The organism is Alcaligenes ammonioxydans (assembly GCF_019343455.1).
GTDB classification, from domain to species: domain Bacteria; phylum Pseudomonadota; class Gammaproteobacteria; order Burkholderiales; family Burkholderiaceae_B; genus Alcaligenes; species Alcaligenes ammonioxydans.
The window spans coordinates 2,779,032-2,793,963 of sequence record NZ_CP049362.1 but is presented as its reverse complement, the minus strand read 5'-3'; the positions used below and the strand labels follow the sequence as shown (position 1 = coordinate 2,793,963).

The 14,932-nt window shown below is 58.3% G+C and carries 13 protein-coding genes; 8 read left to right on the top strand and 5 right to left on the bottom strand.

Going from position 1 to position 14,932, the window contains the following annotated elements; genetic code table 11:
• Positions 1–14: 14 nt before the first annotated feature.
• On the bottom strand, positions 15–563 hold the full coding sequence (gene hcaF / locus FE795_RS12835) for a 3-phenylpropionate/cinnamic acid dioxygenase subunit beta (RefSeq protein ID WP_003803263.1): 549 nt from the start codon (positions 561–563) through the stop codon (positions 15–17).
• Positions 560–1,918 carry a 3-phenylpropionate/cinnamic acid dioxygenase subunit alpha gene (gene hcaE / locus FE795_RS12830; protein WP_003803265.1) on the bottom strand — a complete coding sequence of 453 codons (1,359 nt, stop codon included), beginning with the start codon at positions 1,916–1,918 and terminating at the stop codon, positions 560–562. Before hcaE ends, hcaF begins: the two co-directional genes overlap by 4 nt.
• 385 nt (positions 1,919–2,303) lie before the next feature.
• Between hcaE and FE795_RS12825 the strand changes: the two genes are divergently transcribed.
• Complete coding sequence (locus FE795_RS12825) at positions 2,304–3,257, top strand: LysR substrate-binding domain-containing protein (protein WP_003803266.1); 954 nt, start codon at positions 2,304–2,306, stop codon at positions 3,255–3,257.
• 132 nt (positions 3,258–3,389) lie between these two features.
• On the opposite strand, the gene dbpA is transcribed toward FE795_RS12825, so the two are convergent.
• Together dbpA and FE795_RS12815 are read right to left on the bottom strand one after the other, a co-directional pair.
• Complete coding sequence (gene dbpA / locus FE795_RS12820; protein ID WP_275694136.1) at positions 3,390–4,790, bottom strand: ATP-dependent RNA helicase DbpA; 1,401 nt, start codon at positions 4,788–4,790, stop codon at positions 3,390–3,392.
• 171 nt (positions 4,791–4,961) lie between these two features.
• Entirely contained in the window at positions 4,962–5,750 is a 789-nt protein-coding gene (locus tag FE795_RS12815; RefSeq protein WP_230406188.1) for an IclR family transcriptional regulator, read from the bottom strand.
• A 308-nt stretch (positions 5,751–6,058) separates the two neighbouring features.
• Between FE795_RS12815 and FE795_RS12810 the strand changes: the two genes are divergently transcribed.
• The 7 genes from FE795_RS12810 (at position 6,059) to FE795_RS12780 (ending at position 13,633) form a co-directional block, all read left to right on the top strand.
• Positions 6,059–7,534, top strand: a complete 1,476-nt coding sequence (locus tag FE795_RS12810) for an NAD-dependent succinate-semialdehyde dehydrogenase (RefSeq protein WP_219235013.1) — start codon at positions 6,059–6,061, stop codon at positions 7,532–7,534.
• A 103-nt stretch (positions 7,535–7,637) separates the two neighbouring features.
• On the top strand, positions 7,638–8,936 hold the full coding sequence (locus tag FE795_RS12805) for an ABC transporter substrate-binding protein (protein WP_131070808.1): 1,299 nt from the start codon (positions 7,638–7,640) through the stop codon (positions 8,934–8,936).
• Between the two features lie 253 nt (positions 8,937–9,189).
• Positions 9,190–10,086: a branched-chain amino acid ABC transporter permease gene (locus FE795_RS12800; RefSeq protein ID WP_039943692.1), complete on the top strand. Its 897-nt coding sequence runs from the start codon at positions 9,190–9,192 to the stop codon at positions 10,084–10,086.
• Positions 10,083–11,069, top strand: coding sequence for a branched-chain amino acid ABC transporter permease (locus FE795_RS12795; protein WP_003803280.1), 987 nt, complete (start codon positions 10,083–10,085; stop codon positions 11,067–11,069). Before FE795_RS12800 ends, FE795_RS12795 begins: the two co-directional genes overlap by 4 nt.
• Positions 11,066–11,815 carry an ABC transporter ATP-binding protein gene (locus FE795_RS12790; RefSeq protein WP_003803282.1) on the top strand — a complete coding sequence of 250 codons (750 nt, stop codon included), beginning with the start codon at positions 11,066–11,068 and terminating at the stop codon, positions 11,813–11,815. Before FE795_RS12795 ends, FE795_RS12790 begins: the two co-directional genes overlap by 4 nt.
• A complete protein-coding gene (locus tag FE795_RS12785) occupies positions 11,805–12,467 on the top strand; it encodes an ATP-binding cassette domain-containing protein (protein WP_219235011.1) in 663 nt (220 codons plus the stop codon). Before FE795_RS12790 ends, FE795_RS12785 begins: the two co-directional genes overlap by 11 nt.
• 11 nt (positions 12,468–12,478) lie before the next feature.
• The gene (locus FE795_RS12780) at positions 12,479–13,633 is read left to right on the top strand and encodes an iron-containing alcohol dehydrogenase (protein ID WP_219235009.1); all 1,155 of its coding nucleotides are present in this window, start codon (positions 12,479–12,481) and stop codon (positions 13,631–13,633) included.
• A gap of 326 nt (positions 13,634–13,959) precedes the next feature.
• Here the strand turns inward: FE795_RS12780 and FE795_RS12775 are convergent, their stop codons facing one another.
• Positions 13,960–14,865: an alpha/beta hydrolase gene (locus tag FE795_RS12775; RefSeq protein WP_219235007.1), complete on the bottom strand. Its 906-nt coding sequence runs from the start codon at positions 14,863–14,865 to the stop codon at positions 13,960–13,962.
• Positions 14,866–14,932 lie beyond the last annotated feature (67 nt).

The window sequence follows — 14,932 nt, the reverse complement described above, 5'->3', positions numbered from 1 at the left end:
GAAGGTGAGCGGGGTCAGAACAGCACGCTCAGGTTGTGGGATGTGATGACGACTTGATCCAGAACGATCTCGCGTTCATACAGTTCCCAGCCAAAGCGGTTGTCTGCGCGACGTACATAATCCAGGCGCTTGCCGGCGTACCAGGTTTCGTCCTTTTCTTTCTGGGCGCGGTACAGGATGTAGTTGCTGCGGATCTGGTAACCCTGCCCGTCAGCGGTGGGCCGGATACGCAGATTGCTGACAAAGTGGCGGGTGCGCGAGGGCGGCTCCTCCGCCCAGGCCATCCCGGTTTCCAGACGAGCGACGCGGCGTTCCAGCTGGAATTTGTTGTCGTTGAAAATCCAGGTGGTGGGCGGCTGTACGCTGCGACGGCGGTCACGGGTTTGCGCATTGGTGGTGCTGCGCATGTGGTAATGCACGTCCTCGGACAGCAGATCCAGCCAGTCGCGAAATTGCCAGTCGTCCAGCAGTTCGGCTTCCATGTAAAGGAAGTCGGCAATTTCGTGATGCACGTGCATGTCGACGATGGCGGTTTGGGTCGGTTCTTCAATGACGGCGCTCATTTCACCAGCTCCTCTTCATAGACACGGCTGCGCTCCAGCACTTCATCCCAGGTCTCGGACACCATCAGGTCGGCCCAGTACTTGTACAGACCGCGAGCGGCTGTTTCAGAGAAGATGTAGTTGGTGACGCCCGGCACGCCATCGCTGCGCAGACCTTCGTTGCCCAGGCCCATTTCCATGCACAGCTGGGTGTTGCGTGCGCGCTTGCCGCGCAGGATTTTCTGAATTTCAGCCCAGTTCTCGGAGTCGTCCTGCTCCAGGAAACCGGCGGGGCCAAAGGCGCGGGTGGCGCTGCGCTCAAAGGCGGCCTTCACATCGTCGGGTGCAGCGGCATCGGCAATGCAAAATGCCCAGACTTCCACCTGGTTCGGGCCACGTGGATGCCAGACGCGCAGCGTCGCCGTGCCGTTCAGCCAGCTCAGGGTGGGGAACATATTGTTGTGACCGGCCAGACGCAGGGCACGCACCTCGCCCAGGCGCTCGTGGGCTTCGGCATAAGTGTCGCGAAAGTACTGCGACACTTCACCGTCCACCCATACGTTGGCATCGGGCTGCTCGGTAAAGAAAAAGCCACTGCCATGGCCGCGTTGGCCATATTGAACGGCGTCCTTGGCGGTTTCCCACACCGGGCGTGCGGTTTGGCCGGCACCCAGCGCTTTATCCTCGTCACCCGGTTTCTGGCCCAGCACTTGCACGGCAGAAGCGTGCGAGAACAAGGCGTGATACTGGTCGGATGCGAACTGTTCAGCGGGGAACTTCCAGTTGCACTCGATGGTCCATTTCTGAACACCACCGATGATTTCGGTACCGCCTTCGCGCCGGTCCAGCACTCCGTCCAGGTACCAGGCAATGTCGCCCATGTACTCTTCCAGATCGGGAGCGGTGGCGTCCCAATTGCCAAAGACCAGGCCTTTGTATACTTTGACGCGGGTCACTTCCTGCAGACCCCACTTTTCCTTGCACAAGCCTTGCGGATAGGCGCGCGGCTCCAGCGGTACATCCACCAGATCGCCGTTGGTGCCATAGCTCCAGCCGTGGTAGGGACAGGTAAAGGCTTTGGTATTGCCCGAGTCGGCATAGGACACGCGCATCGAGCGGTGTCGGCATTGGTTCAGGAAGGCCTTGATCGAGCCGTCTTTTTGACGGACCACGATAATCGGGTCTTCACCCATATAGGTATTGAAGAAATCTCCCGCTTTGGGAATCTGGCTGGTATGACACAAAAACAGCCAGGTACGGCCAAAGATGCGTTCCAGCTCCAGCTCATAAATATCCGGGTCGGTGTAAATGGAAGGGGTAACGCGTCCATTACGCGCATCGACCAAGGCTTCGATTTTTTCAGGGTTGATTCCCATCGCTTGCTCCTCGCTATTGCAATGCGTGCTTTTGCAAAACAGGTTTTTGTCGCCAAGGGCAAAATGTAGAAGCTTGAAATGAATCCGACCAATACTTGCTTTAGATCGGGTGATCGGCAAAGCCGATAAGTCCGGCTTAAGACCCTGGTTTGGGTAGGGTCTAAGGGCGAAGTCCAGTATTGATGCGGGTTTGATAGGGGTTAGGGTTTACGATAGGCATGAATGCTGCGATGCAGCATTCAACCTGGGGGCTGATTTTGAAGGCCGTAGAGCAGCGACAATAGGGCTTGCAAGACGGGCTGGCCCGGTGGGAGAACTGCTGGCCGGACCAGACCCTGTTCGGGTTTGAGCCGGGCAGGCGTGATCAATTTGACAGGAGACAAACTTGGAATTGCGACACTTGCGTTATTTCGTTGCCGTCGCGGAAGAGTTGAATTTCACCCGTGCTGCGGAACGGCTCTACACTTCTCAGCCCTCTTTGAGTGAGCAGATCCGCAATCTGGAAGAGGAGATCGGTTACCCCTTGCTGAACCGTACGCGGCGCAAAGTTGAGTTGACGGAAGCCGGGGTGGTTTTCCTGGAGGATGCGCGCGAGATCTTGCATAAAGTGGAGCAGGCTCTGGTACGTGCGGGCAGGGTGGCTTCACAGGCTCGGGAAGTGCTGACGATAGGCTTTGTGCCTGCTGCAGAGGTGCGTATCTTCCCCTCTGTTCTGCCTGCCTTTCGGGCCGCCTTTCCACAAGTGGATGTGGTGTTGCGCAGCCTGACCTCCAATGAGCAGGAAGGAGCCCTGGCCCGGGGAGAGCTGGATCTGGGTTTTATGCGCGGGCCGGTGCGCGCCACCAATGTCTGTAGCGAGGTCGTTCTGGATGAGCCCTTGCGGGTCTATTTGCCCAAAGGGCACCGCCTGGAAGCCTACAGCCTGATACCTCCCGCCCGCTTGAATCGTCTGCCCATGATCGCCGTTGACCGCTCTTACGGTCGGTCCATGCATGATGTGCTGGCCCGCTACCTGGCTCACCATAAAGTGGTGCCCGAGCATACCTACAACTCGGCCAACCCCTTGATGAGCATTAATCTGGTGGCGGCCGGGCTGGGTTATACCTTGTTGCCCACGTACGCGGAATACTTCATGCCCAAGAACGTGGTGTCACGCCCCTTGATTGGTGGCGGGCCGCGGTGTGAACTTTTTATGGCTTACCCTCGTGAGACAGGCTGCATGAGCGAGGCGGCTGTCAGCCTGATAGAACGCATACGGGAGCTGGCACGCTGGCATGGTTCGGGGCCGTCAGCAGCCAGTCATTTGAAACAGGCACCCAGCAAGATCGCCTGTCTGTGAAAGGCCTTGAGGGGCCGAGTTTCTGTCTGGCTGTGGCGGGGCGTCGCAGCCTTCCCAGCATGGCTTTGGGCATGAAAACAGCCCCCATTCGGGGGCTGCCTCAGTGTGGCGGGATCGCTGAGTGGGGACGACTTACTTATCTTCCACAAAGCGCATGCGGAAGCGGCGGCCCTTGATATTCGTTTCGGCGATCCGATCAAAGTATTGTCGGGCAATCCGGCGATCCAGCGCCACGTAGGAACGGGCATCGGTAATCGCAATCTTGCCGACTTGCTCACCTTTCAGCCCCACATCGCGGGTCAAGGCACCGAGCAGGTCGCCGGGGCGCAACTTGTCTTTTTTGCCGCCCTGAATTTCCAGCGTCATCATGGGCGCGCGTAACGGCTCTTTGGACTGAGGGCGCAAGCCTTTCAGGTTGCTCCATTTGACTTCGCTGCCCTGAAACTCCTCGATCAACTTCACCCAGCGCTGTTCGCTGCGCGAGACCAGATTCAGGGCCAGGCCTTTCTGATCACCACGACCCACACGGCCCACACGGTGGATATGCACTTCGCTGTCTTTGGTAACGTCCACGTTGATGACAGCGCCTAGATTCTGAATATCCAGACCGCGCGAGGCCACGTCGGTGGCTACCAGTACAGCGCAGCTCTGGTTGGAGAACTGCACCAGAATTTCGTCGCGGTCACGCTGCTCCAGATCGCCGGTCAGCGCCAGGGCCTGGATGCCTTCGGATTGCAGCTCTTCCACTACTTCCTGACACCGCACTTTGGTGTTGCAGAAAATCAGGGTAGAGGCGGGGCGGAAGTGCTCCAGCAAGGTCACCACGGCAGACAGGCGTTGCTCGGGGTGGACTTCATAAAAGATCTGCTCGATCTGACTGGCATCGTGCAGCGCCTCCACCTTGACTTCTGCAGGTTTATGCAAAAAGCGGGCGCTGAGCTTACGGATGTTCTCGGGGTAGGTGGCCGAAAACAGCAGTGTCTGACGGCGGGGAGGGCAGTGCGAAGCAATCGCCACAATATCATCATGAAAACCCATGTCCACCATGCGGTCGGCTTCGTCCAGAACCAGTGTTTTCAGGGCCGACAAGTCCAGATTGCCTCGCTCCAGATGATCCTGGATCCGGCCTGGTGTTCCCACTACCACGTGAGCGCCATTGCGCAAGGCTTCTGTCTGCGGGCGCGAGGGCACGCCCCCACACAAGGTCAGCATGCGCACGTTAGGAATCTGGCGAGCCAGACGGCGCAACTCGGTGGTGACCTGATCGGCCAGTTCGCGCGTGGGGCAGATCACCAAGGCTTGTGGTGTCAGTTTGCTGGGGTTGAGGGTTTGCAACAGACCCAGGCCAAAGGCGGCCGTTTTGCCGCTGCCGGTCTTGGCTTGGGCGATCAGGTCACGGCCTTGCAGAATCAGCGGCAGGCTTTGCTCCTGAATCGCCGTCATGTTTTCAAAACCCAGACTGTCGAGGGTTTCAAGCAAGGCGGGCAGAAGGGGAAGGGTACTGAAAGAGGTATGTGGCACGATGGGAGACATCAAAAAGAACTGCAAAATAAAGGATTTAGCGACAGTTTACCGTTTGCGGACCGATGGCTGGGAAATAATAGAAGGCAGTCCGAGCGGGGACAGTTGCCGATCATGATTCAAACAAAAAGGGGCGGCAGAAGCGGCCCCTTTTTGCAGCGCGTCGTACAGATCTGGATGCGCTTATGCTTTGCGCGATGCGCCCAGACGCTCCGAGAGGCGATTGGCCAGTTTACGCATGGCTTCCCCTGCACGGCGCTGGGCTGCCTCGTCCGCTTCCTGGGTGAGCAAACTGACCGCGACCCCGGCCACGGCAGCACGGTTATTGGAGTCGAACACCGCGGCTCCAAAACAGTGCATGCCATCCCGTACGCCACAGGCATCCACCGAATAGCCCAGGCGCTGCACGTCGCTGAGCTCCACCATCAATTCTTCCTTGTTGCGCGGGCCGTGCGCCGTCAAAGGGTCGGGCCAGGGATGATTCAGGGCCTGGTCCAGTTCCGGCGCTGGCAACGTGCTGAGCATGGCTTTACCGGTGGCGGTGTAGACCGCCGGCAGGCGCATGCCGGCGCGGAAGGTGAAACCCAGCGGCCGGGTCCCGTTTCGACAGGCAATGTAGACCACATCTTCACCATCCAGAATGGACAGGGTAATCGTCTCTTCCGGCAGGACGCGCATGTCGTCCCAGGCGGCAAAAAATTCCTGTGTCAGATCCAGCTGGGACAGGAACGCATTGGCCCAGCCCATGACGTGTGTGCCCAAGGTGAAACTGCCATTTTCCAGCTTACGGATCAGGTGCAGATCCAGTAGCGTGGTGCACAGACCATACAGGGAACTTTTGGGCATACCCAGACGTTTGACCAGGTCCGTAAATGACAGGGGCTCCGGTGAGGCCGCCAATTCGTCCAGTACGGTGACTGCGCGTACTACAGCCGGAACCAGTTTCTTCTCTTCCACTACGACTAACTCCATAACAACACACAGGAAGTCCAGTGAGCCCGGATGCACGGGTGCTGAACTCTGGAAACAGGGGTAAGGGACCGTCCGTACAAGGTGCAGCATCCCATAATCGAGCCGGCCGGACCAGACGTACAGGTCCTGCATTAGGCCAGATTTGCCGCTTTGATGCCAGCGCTCCATTGTGCCCTCAAACGCCCTAAAACAAAAAATACGGCGACTGATCTTATACGGGTAAACCCGTAAGCCGATTCGTTGACGACGCGTTTTTTCGGCTCCTATAATTCTACCAAGTTCACTATAAGAGAAACAGGTTCAGCATAATGAACAATATCGCGGCATCATTGATTAGCAAACTGAAGGACCCCAGCCTGGCCAAAGATCAGTCCTGGACCGCTCAGGGTTGGGTCAGCGCGGGGGATGGCAACACGTTTGCCGTTCTGAATCCGGCCACGGGTGAGTGCCTGGCCAATGTCGCCAGCCTGGCCACGAAAGAGATTGAAGCGGTCATCAGCGATGCTGAAGTGGCCCAGCGCGAGTGGAAGGCACGCAGCGGGCACGAGCGCGCCAAGCTGTTGCGCGCCTGGTTCGATGCGCTGGTGGCCAATGCGGATGACCTGGCCACCATCATGACCATGGAACAGGGCAAGCCCTGGGCCGAGGCTCGTGGCGAAGTGCTGTACGCGGCTTCCTTTGTGGAATGGTTCAGCGAAGAGGCCAAGCGCGTGTATGGCGACGTGGTCGGCCACCCCCAGGCGGACAAACGCATTGTGGTGGTCAAGCAGCCCGTGGGCGTATGCGCGGCCATCACCCCCTGGAACTTCCCGGCGGCCATGATTACCCGCAAGGTTGCACCCGCTTTAGCGGCTGGTTGCAGCATTATTGTTCGTCCTGCCGACCTGACTCCCCTGACCGCCCTGGCGCTGGCCGTCCTGGCCGAGCGCGTGGGTATTCCCGCGGGTGTGTTCCAGCTGGTAACTGGCCAGTCCCGCGTGGTGGGTGCCGCCCTGACGGAAAGCCCTATCGTGCGCAAGCTGTCCTTTACCGGTTCCACCGAGGTGGGTCGCTTGCTGATGGCACAGTGTGCTCCCACCATCAAGCGCTTGTCGCTGGAACTGGGTGGCAATGCGCCCTTCATCGTATTTGACGATGCGGATCTGGATGCGGCCGTTGAAGGCGCGATGGCGTCCAAGTACCGCAACAGCGGTCAGACATGTGTGTGCGCCAACCGCTTTTTGGTGCAGGACGGTATTTATGACCGCTTTGCCAAAGCCCTGGGCGAACGTGTGGCTGCCCTGAAAGTGGGCAACGGTATGGACAAAGGCGTAGAGCAAGGTCCGCTGATCGAGCAAAAGGCCGTCAATCGCCTGCGCGAACTGATTGATGATGCCGTTCAGAAGGGGGCCCGCGTTTTGCAAGGCGGCCAGCCCCATCCTTTGGGCGGTACCTACTTTGCACCCACCGTGCTGGGTGAGGCGACACCCGCCATGCGCGTGGCCCGTGAAGAATTGTTTGGCCCTGTGGCACCTTTGTTCCGCTTCAAAGATGAAGCCGAAGCCATCGCGATGGCCAATGACACCGAGTATGGTCTGGCTGCCTATTTGTTCACGCGTGACAACGCCCGTGCCTGGCGCATGGGCGAAGCGCTGGAATACGGCATGGTCGGCGTCAATACCGGTTTGATTTCCAACGAAGTCGCCCCGTTTGGCGGCGTCAAGCAATCCGGTCTGGGTCGTGAAGGCTCCCGTTATGGGATCGACGAGTACCTGGAAATCAAATACATGTGCCAGCAGCTGTAAGTTGATACATACCCGCGCCCCGCGCAGCGAAGGGGGCCGCTTTGCCGATAGCGCAGAGCGCCCCATCAGCAGAACCCCACAATAAGCTAAATAAGGAGACGTTATGTCTATCCTGTCTGCAACCCCACGCAAACTGACCCTGGCCCTGACGTTGGCCACGGCTGGCCTTTTGTCCGGCACGACTGCCCTGGCAGAAGAGGTCAAACCCATCAAGATTGGTGTGGTCACCTTCTTGTCCGGCGCGGCCTCCGGTCCTTTTGGCGTGCCTGCCAAGAATGCCGCTGAACTGACGGCTGCCCAGTTGAACGAAGGCAAGGTCCCCGCCCCTTACAACACCAAGGGTCTGGGCGGTGCACCGATTGAACTGGTTTTCATTGACGAGAACGGTGGTACTGCTAAGCAGGTCAGCGAATACCGCAACCTGGTTCAGCAACAAAACGTGGACATCGTGGTCGGCTACATCTCTTCGGGCGATTGTCTGGCCGTGGCCCCCGTTGCTGAAGAACTGAAAAAACTGACCCTGATTTTCGACTGCGGCACACCGCGTCTGTTTGAAGATGCCAGCTACAAATACGTGTTCCGTCCGGTGGCCCACGCCACGATGGACAACGTGGCCGCTGCCCGCTTTGTGCTGGAGCGCAACCCCGAACTCAAGAGCTACGCCGGTATCAACCAGAACTACGCCTGGGGTCAGGATGCTTGGCACGACTTTGAAGGCACATTGCAAGCGCTCAAGCCCGGCGTAGAAGCCAAGACCTCGCAAATGCCCAAACTGGGCGCGGGCCAGTACAATGCCGAGATCTCTTCCTTGATGGCGGCCCGTCCAGAAGTGATTCACTCCAGCTTCTGGGGTGGCGATCTGGAAGGCTTTGTGGTGCAGGCTCTGCCACGTGGTTTGTTCCGCAACACCCTGACCGTGCTGACTGCTGGCGAAACAGCAACGCACCGAGCCAACAACCAGATCCCCACAGGCACCATCATTGGCGCTCGCGGTCCACACGCTGCGTTTGCCCCTGACAATGAATTGAACCGGTGGTTGCGTGCCAGCTACCGCGAGCAGTTCAATGCGGACCCCAGCTACCCTTCCTACAAGATGACACAGACGTTGCTGGGTTTGAAAGCCGCTTATGAAAAAGCCCAGGCTGCCAACGACGGTAAAACACCGTCCACCGAACAAGTGATCAGTGCTTTCGAGCATCTGACCTTCGAGAGCCCATCGGGTGATGTCAGCATGTCCTTGGGCAAAGGCCACCAGGCTGTTCAAGGTACGACCTTGGGCGTGGTGAAAAACGACAAGGGCGTGATCAGCTACACCGATCTGCGTCACTTCAAACCTGAAGAAGTGACACCGCCCGAAGGCGTGAAATCCATCGACTGGATCAAGGGCGGCTTGAAGCACTGATACGGACAGGCGTCCTGACAAGGACGCTGCTCTGAACCTGAGGGCCTGCAAGACCTTGTTTTGTATGTCCGGTCTTTACCACGGGGACGCTCCCAGGGTAAAGGCCCCCTCGGGGGGAAGCAAGCCGAAGGCGTAGCCAGGGCGCATGTTTACCGCCGGGCTGTTCCCCAGGTAAAAGCTCCCCCGTTTGGGGGAGGCACACCCACGCTGCGGCGTGGTGGCATTTTTTATTCCATTTCCACAGAAACCGACTATGTCTCTTCTTTCTGCTGCCTTAATAGATGGCATCATGTACGCCGCCTGGCTGTTTCTGGTCGCGGTCGGACTCACGCTGATCTATGGTGTGATGAAGATCCTGAACATGGCCCACGGCAGCCTCTATACCATTGGCGCTTACACCGCTGTCACCATGGTGACGCAGTGGCTCTCTACCGATCACAGCCCGTACGGCAGCTATCTGATGCTGATCCTGGCCGCGGTCATTGCCGGTCTGGTGCTGGGTCTTGTCATTGAATACGGCCTGCTGCGCTTTTTCTACCAGGAAGAGCCGGTTGTCTCTTTGCTGATTACCTATGCGGTATTCCTGATCCTGGAAGATACCGTCAAACTGGTCTGGGGTGTCGATCCTTACGTGATCGCCGAGCCTTACGGTTTGCTGGGTAACGTCGAATTCGGTGATCTGTTCTACCCCACCTACAGCTTTGTGATTGTCGTGGCGGCCATTCTGGCTGGCTTGTGCCTGACCTTGTTCCTGAAGTATTCGCGTCAGGGCCGCATCTTGCTGGCCGTGATTCATGACCGTGAAGTCAGTCAGGCCATGGGCATCAATGTGCAACGCTACTTCCTGCTGACCTTTATTGCCGGTGCCACACTGGCTGCGCTGGGTGGCGCGCTGACGGCCCCCACAATTTCTGTGGCGCCCGGCATGGGGGTGGAGGTCATTGTGATGGCTTTCGCCGTGGTCGTGATTGGCGGTCTGGGCTCCTTGCCCGGCGCTGCGCTTGGCGCAGTGATTGTTGGCCTGGTGCGCTCTTTTGCTGTTCACTACTGGCCCGAAATCGAACTTTTCTCCATCTACGCGGTAATGGCCTTGGTGCTGGCCGTCCGTCCTAAAGGACTGTTTGCTGCTGCCGAGGCCCGAAAGATATGAACAAGACCAACATTACGCTTAAGCAGGGCATGATTGCCCTGACCATTACGGTGGCTGCCCTTATTGTGGGCTTTGGCCTGCCATCCTGGCAGTTTCTGATTACAGTGGCGCTGGCCAAGGGGTTGGTTGCCCTGGGCGTGGTGCTGTTGCTGCGCTCGGGCCTGGCCTCTTTCGGTCAGGGTCTGTACTACTGCATTGGCGCCTATGGCGTCGGCATGGCCATGAACTATCTGGACTGGCGCGAAACCGTCATCCTGCTGCCTTTTGCCGCCGCTTGTGCCGCGTTGCTTGCCTGGGTGCTGGGTTTTCTGCTGGCTCGCTACCGCGATATTTTCTTTGCCATGCTCAGTCTGGCGCTGTCCATGATTATGTACGGCCTGCTGGTGCGTAACCCCAGCCTGGGCGGCAGTGACGGTTTTAATGTTCATGCTCCCTCTTTTCTGTGGGGAACGTTCGCCGATACGTTGTCGCGTCCGGGTGTGTTTGTCCTGACCGTGGTGCTGGTCGGTGTGGTGCTGTGGGCCATGCAAGGCTTCTTGCGCAGCCGCGCCGGTCGTCTCGGCCCAGCGATCAAGGACAATGAAATCCGCGTTGAATACCTGGGGGCTTCGGCCTACCGCAATATTCACCTGAGCTACGTGCTGGCTGCCGCGCTGGCCGGTCTGGGCGGTGCCCTGTCCTCGCTGAGCATCGGTCACGTAGACCCTGAACTGGCGTTCTGGACCACCTCGGGCGAGTTCATCTTCATTGCTGTGCTGGGCGGTACTCGTAATGCTTACGCGCCTTTCCTGGGTGCCTTGAGCCTGGAACTGATCCGCACACTGGCCTACCAATATGCCCCTAACACCTGGCAGATTGTCATGGGTGTCAGCATGTTGGCCCTGATTGTGTTTTTGCCCGGTGGCCTGATCAGTATTTTGAACCGTCGCAATGCGGCTGCTACCTCCAACGATTCTTCTTCACCGACAGGGGCCCGCTCATGAGTCAGTCACCCTTGATTTCCGCTAAAGGTTTGTGCAAGCAGTTTGGCGCTGTCCACGCTGCACGCGATATGACCGTTGATATCCATGCGCAAACCATTACGGGCCTGATTGGCACCAATGGCGCAGGTAAAACCACCTTCGTGAACATGTTGACCGGCTACATGAAGCCGGACTCGGGCAATATCTTTTTTGCCGGTCGCGAGATTACGGGTTTGCCACCACGGGAAGTGACCCGCATGGGTATCGCCCGTTCTTTCCAGATTCCGCAGCTGTTTACCTCGCTGAACGCCCTGGAAAACGTGGAAATTGCCCTGGGCGTGGCCAAACAGTCCTTGTCCGAAGCCAGTGCAATTCTGGAGCGTTTCGGCCTGAGCGCTTTCTCCCAGTCCCAGGCAGGCACCTTGCCCGAAGGGATTCGCAAGTTGCTGGACATTGCGCTGGCCATGGTGGCCCAGCCTAAAGTGCTCTTGCTGGACGAGCCCACCAGTGGCGTTGCCAGTGACGAGAAATTTGAAGTGATGGACCGCGTCATGAAAGTGGTCCGTGATGCGGGCGTGACGGTTCTGTTTGTGGAGCACGATATGGAAATCGTGCGTCGCTACAGTGATCGCGTGCTGGCTTTCTACGACGGCACCATTTTGGCCAACGGCACTCCAGACGAAGTGCTGGCCCATGAGCAGGTTCGTGAATACATCATCGGCGAGCCGGTGGGACGCAATAAACAGGAGGCCGATCATGCTGCTTGATGTCAAGAATCTGGATGTATGTATTGGCCCGACCAGCATCTTGCGCCAGGTAAACCTGCAAGTGCGCCAAGGCCAGATCGTGGGTCTGGCCGGCCGTAATGGGGCAGGTAAAACCACGCTGATGCGTACGGTAATGGGCTTGCTGGCCGTGGAAAACGGCTCGATTCAGTTCGATGGGCAGGAGCTGGCCAAGATGCCCGCTTACCGTCGCACCAGCCTGGGCATGGGTTTTGCCCCCGAGGATCGCAAATTGATCCCAGAGCTGAGCGTGGAAGAGAACATCCGCCTGCCCGCCTGGGCACTGAAATCTCAGGATATCGAAGCGCGTCTGGACCGTGTCTGGCGCATCATCCCGGAATTGAAGGTATTTGGCCCGCGCCGTGCCTTGCAGTTGTCCGGAGGGCAACAAAAGCTGGTTGCCATTGGGCGCGCCTTGATGACTGCCGACAAGCTGCTGTTGCTGGACGAGCCTTTTGAAGGCGTCGCGCCTGCGCTGTCCAAGCGTATTGCGGAAGTGGTGGGTGAGCTGAGCAAAGAAGGCTTCAGTGCTTTGTTGTCGGGTGCCGACTTGCAGCACGCCGGCAATGTGATTGATTACACCTACCGGATGGACCGCGGCCGTATCGAAGTACCGCAGCCCGCCATACCATAAGGAGAAAGCCCATGTCGGCATTCGAGTTCAGAACCACCCCCGCTATTTACGTTGAAAGCGGAGCCGCTGCCCGGCTCGGCCAGATCCTGCGCAAGCGCTACTCGCAAGAGCGTGTTTGTCTGGTGACTGACCGATTCCTGCACGAAAGCGGTCTGCTGGACCCTGCACTGGCTGATCTGAAAGCCAACGGCTGGACCGTGCAAGTGATTGATGATGTGATTGCCGATCCGCCCGAGCATATTGTCCTGCAGGCGACCGAGCGCGCCCGTCAGGCCAAGACGGAAATCGTGGTTGGTTTGGGGGGCGGCTCGTCGATGGACGTGGCCAAGCTGCTGGCTGTGTTGCTGGCGTCGGACCAGCCCCTGCAAGAGATGTATGGCATTGATAAGGTGCGCGGCTCACGCCTGCCCTTGGTGCAGATTCCGACCACAGCGGGAACAGGGTCGGAAGTGACGCCTATTTCCATCGTGACCACCGGCGAGACCACCAAATCCGGTGTGGTCGCTCCCGAGCTGTACGCCGACCTGGCCATTCTGGACTCGGAACTGACATTAGGTCTGCCTCCCCGTATTACGGCGGCGACCGGTATCGACGCCATGGTCCACGCCATCGAGGCCTACACCAGCCGTATCCTGAAAAACCCGCTCTCGGACAACCTGGCCAAACAAGCCCTGCGTCTGATTGGCGGCAAGCTGGTACACGTTTGTCGCAACGGCCAGGATGCCGCTGCACGTCAGGACATCCTGCTGGGCGCCACGCTGGCTGGTCAGGCTTTTGCGAACGCCCCCGTGGGTGCCGTACACGCATTGGCTTACCCGATCGGCGGTATTTTCCACGTGCCACATGGCTTGTCGAACTCGCTGGTTCTGCCGCACGTTCTGCGCTTTAACGCTCCGGCTGCAGCCCCGTTGTATGCCGAGCTGGCTGAAGTGCTGATTCCCGGCATCCAGGGTGATGAGGCCTCCAAGACCGAAGCCTTCATCCACTTCATGGAACAGATCGCCATTGATACCGGCATCGAGCGCCAACTGCGCGACGTGGGTATCAAGGAAAGCGACTTGCGTCGTATGGCCCAGGAAGCCATGAAACAAACCCGTCTGCTGGGCAACAACCCCCGCGACGTGACCGAAGACGACGCTTTCGCTATTTACAGCGCCGCGTTCTGATAGACCGCTTACAGCGGAAACCGTTTTGCCTGAGTCTGGTGCTGTGCCGGCTCAGGTTTTTTTTGTTCTAGGAAAAGCAAGCCTCAACGAGTAGGGCAGGAAGGGGTAGCCAAGCGGGTACTTGCGAGTCTGCAGACTAAGGTAGGGTGTTGCTCACGTCGTCTGCTTTGCCTTTCTTTTTTTCTTTGGCCTCGGTGTCAGCCCGCTGTGCTGCTGCGTCAGCTGCGCGACGAGGACTAGGGCTGTTTTCTACTCAAGGCGGCGTCGTCCAGTGCCGTTGGGAATAGGGGCTGACCGGCTCAGGAGGAGGCTTTGGGTGGGCATTATTATTGTGCGGCCATTCTCAGCGCTGGTTTCAAGGAGGCGGCCAGCATTTGCCTATGATTCAGTTCGCTAAAGTTTTCGTAACTGACATTCAGCCCCGCATCCCGCAGATACGTGGCCAGATCCTGGGTAGACCAGTGTGCTGCGGCATTGCTCATGGAGGTATTTCTGCGCTGCCCGCCAACCAGGATGGCGATGTGCTTGTCCTTCGCCAGCGACGTATCAAAGGCCAGGGCAGTCTTGACCAGAATGCCATCGTGCCACCATAAGGAGGGATCCCCCGCGACGTAGCGATGGTATCGATCGGGACGGTTGAACAGGGTGTACAAGGTGAACAAGCCGCCGTACGAGTGGCCCCATAGCGTCTGGCGCGAGCGGTCAATCAGTTCGCGGTTTTCGACCATCGGCTTGATCTGCGTTTCGATATAGTCCAGAAAAACATCTGCGCCGCCACCCAAACGGCCCCGGACTTCCACCGTTTTGTTCGGGCCGTTGTCTGTGACGGGAGGCGTGTAGTCAAAAGAACGGGCAAGCACATCGTGGCGGGCATCGGTCTCATAGCCAATGGCGACCAGAACCGGGGCAGATAGGGCACTGATGGCTTTCAAGTCGTCCACCTCGATACTGGCCATGGCGGCATTGCCATCCAGCATGTAAATCACGGGATGACCGCGTGCAGGAGCAGGGCGGTTTGGCGTACCGATCTGGATTTTGTAGCGCCGCTGGCCGTCCTGCGAGTTCATGAACAGCGTCTCAAAGCGGTACAGGCTTTGTTGCTGGTCCACGATGGTAGGACCTACTGGCTCGTCCCAGGGGCGGGTGCTTTGCTGGGCGTAAGTATGAGCGGCAAGGGTGAGGGTCAAGCAGAGCGTGACGGCATTGAGCAGAAAGCGGGGTAGGAAAGTCATTATCAAGGTGTGAAACGGGAAAATTAATTGCTAATGATTATTATTACATCTCAGGGCTTCAGGAAGA

Bases quoted from the DNA above. Each gene is read 5' to 3' on its own strand.
- hcaF (WP_003803263.1), bottom strand. From the start codon at position 563: ATGAGCGCCGTCATTGAAGAACCGACCCAAACCGCCATCGTCGACATG.
- hcaE (WP_003803265.1), bottom strand. From the start codon at position 1,918: ATGGGAATCAACCCTGAAAAAATCGAAGCCTTGGTCGATGCGCGTAAT.
- dbpA (WP_275694136.1), bottom strand. From the start codon at position 4,790: ATGTCTCCCATCGTGCCACATACCTCTTTCAGTACCCTTCCCCTTCTG.
- FE795_RS12815 (WP_230406188.1), bottom strand. From the start codon at position 5,750: ATGGAGTTAGTCGTAGTGGAAGAGAAGAAACTGGTTCCGGCTGTAGTA.
- FE795_RS12810 (WP_219235013.1), top strand. From the start codon at position 6,059: ATGAACAATATCGCGGCATCATTGATTAGCAAACTGAAGGACCCCAGC.
- FE795_RS12805 (WP_131070808.1), top strand. From the start codon at position 7,638: ATGTCTATCCTGTCTGCAACCCCACGCAAACTGACCCTGGCCCTGACG.
- FE795_RS12800 (WP_039943692.1), top strand. From the start codon at position 9,190: ATGTCTCTTCTTTCTGCTGCCTTAATAGATGGCATCATGTACGCCGCC.
- FE795_RS12795 (WP_003803280.1), top strand. From the start codon at position 10,083: ATGAACAAGACCAACATTACGCTTAAGCAGGGCATGATTGCCCTGACC.
- FE795_RS12790 (WP_003803282.1), top strand. From the start codon at position 11,066: ATGAGTCAGTCACCCTTGATTTCCGCTAAAGGTTTGTGCAAGCAGTTT.
- FE795_RS12785 (WP_219235011.1), top strand. From the start codon at position 11,805: ATGCTGCTTGATGTCAAGAATCTGGATGTATGTATTGGCCCGACCAGC.
- FE795_RS12780 (WP_219235009.1), top strand. From the start codon at position 12,479: ATGTCGGCATTCGAGTTCAGAACCACCCCCGCTATTTACGTTGAAAGC.
- FE795_RS12775 (WP_219235007.1), bottom strand. From the start codon at position 14,865: ATGACTTTCCTACCCCGCTTTCTGCTCAATGCCGTCACGCTCTGCTTG.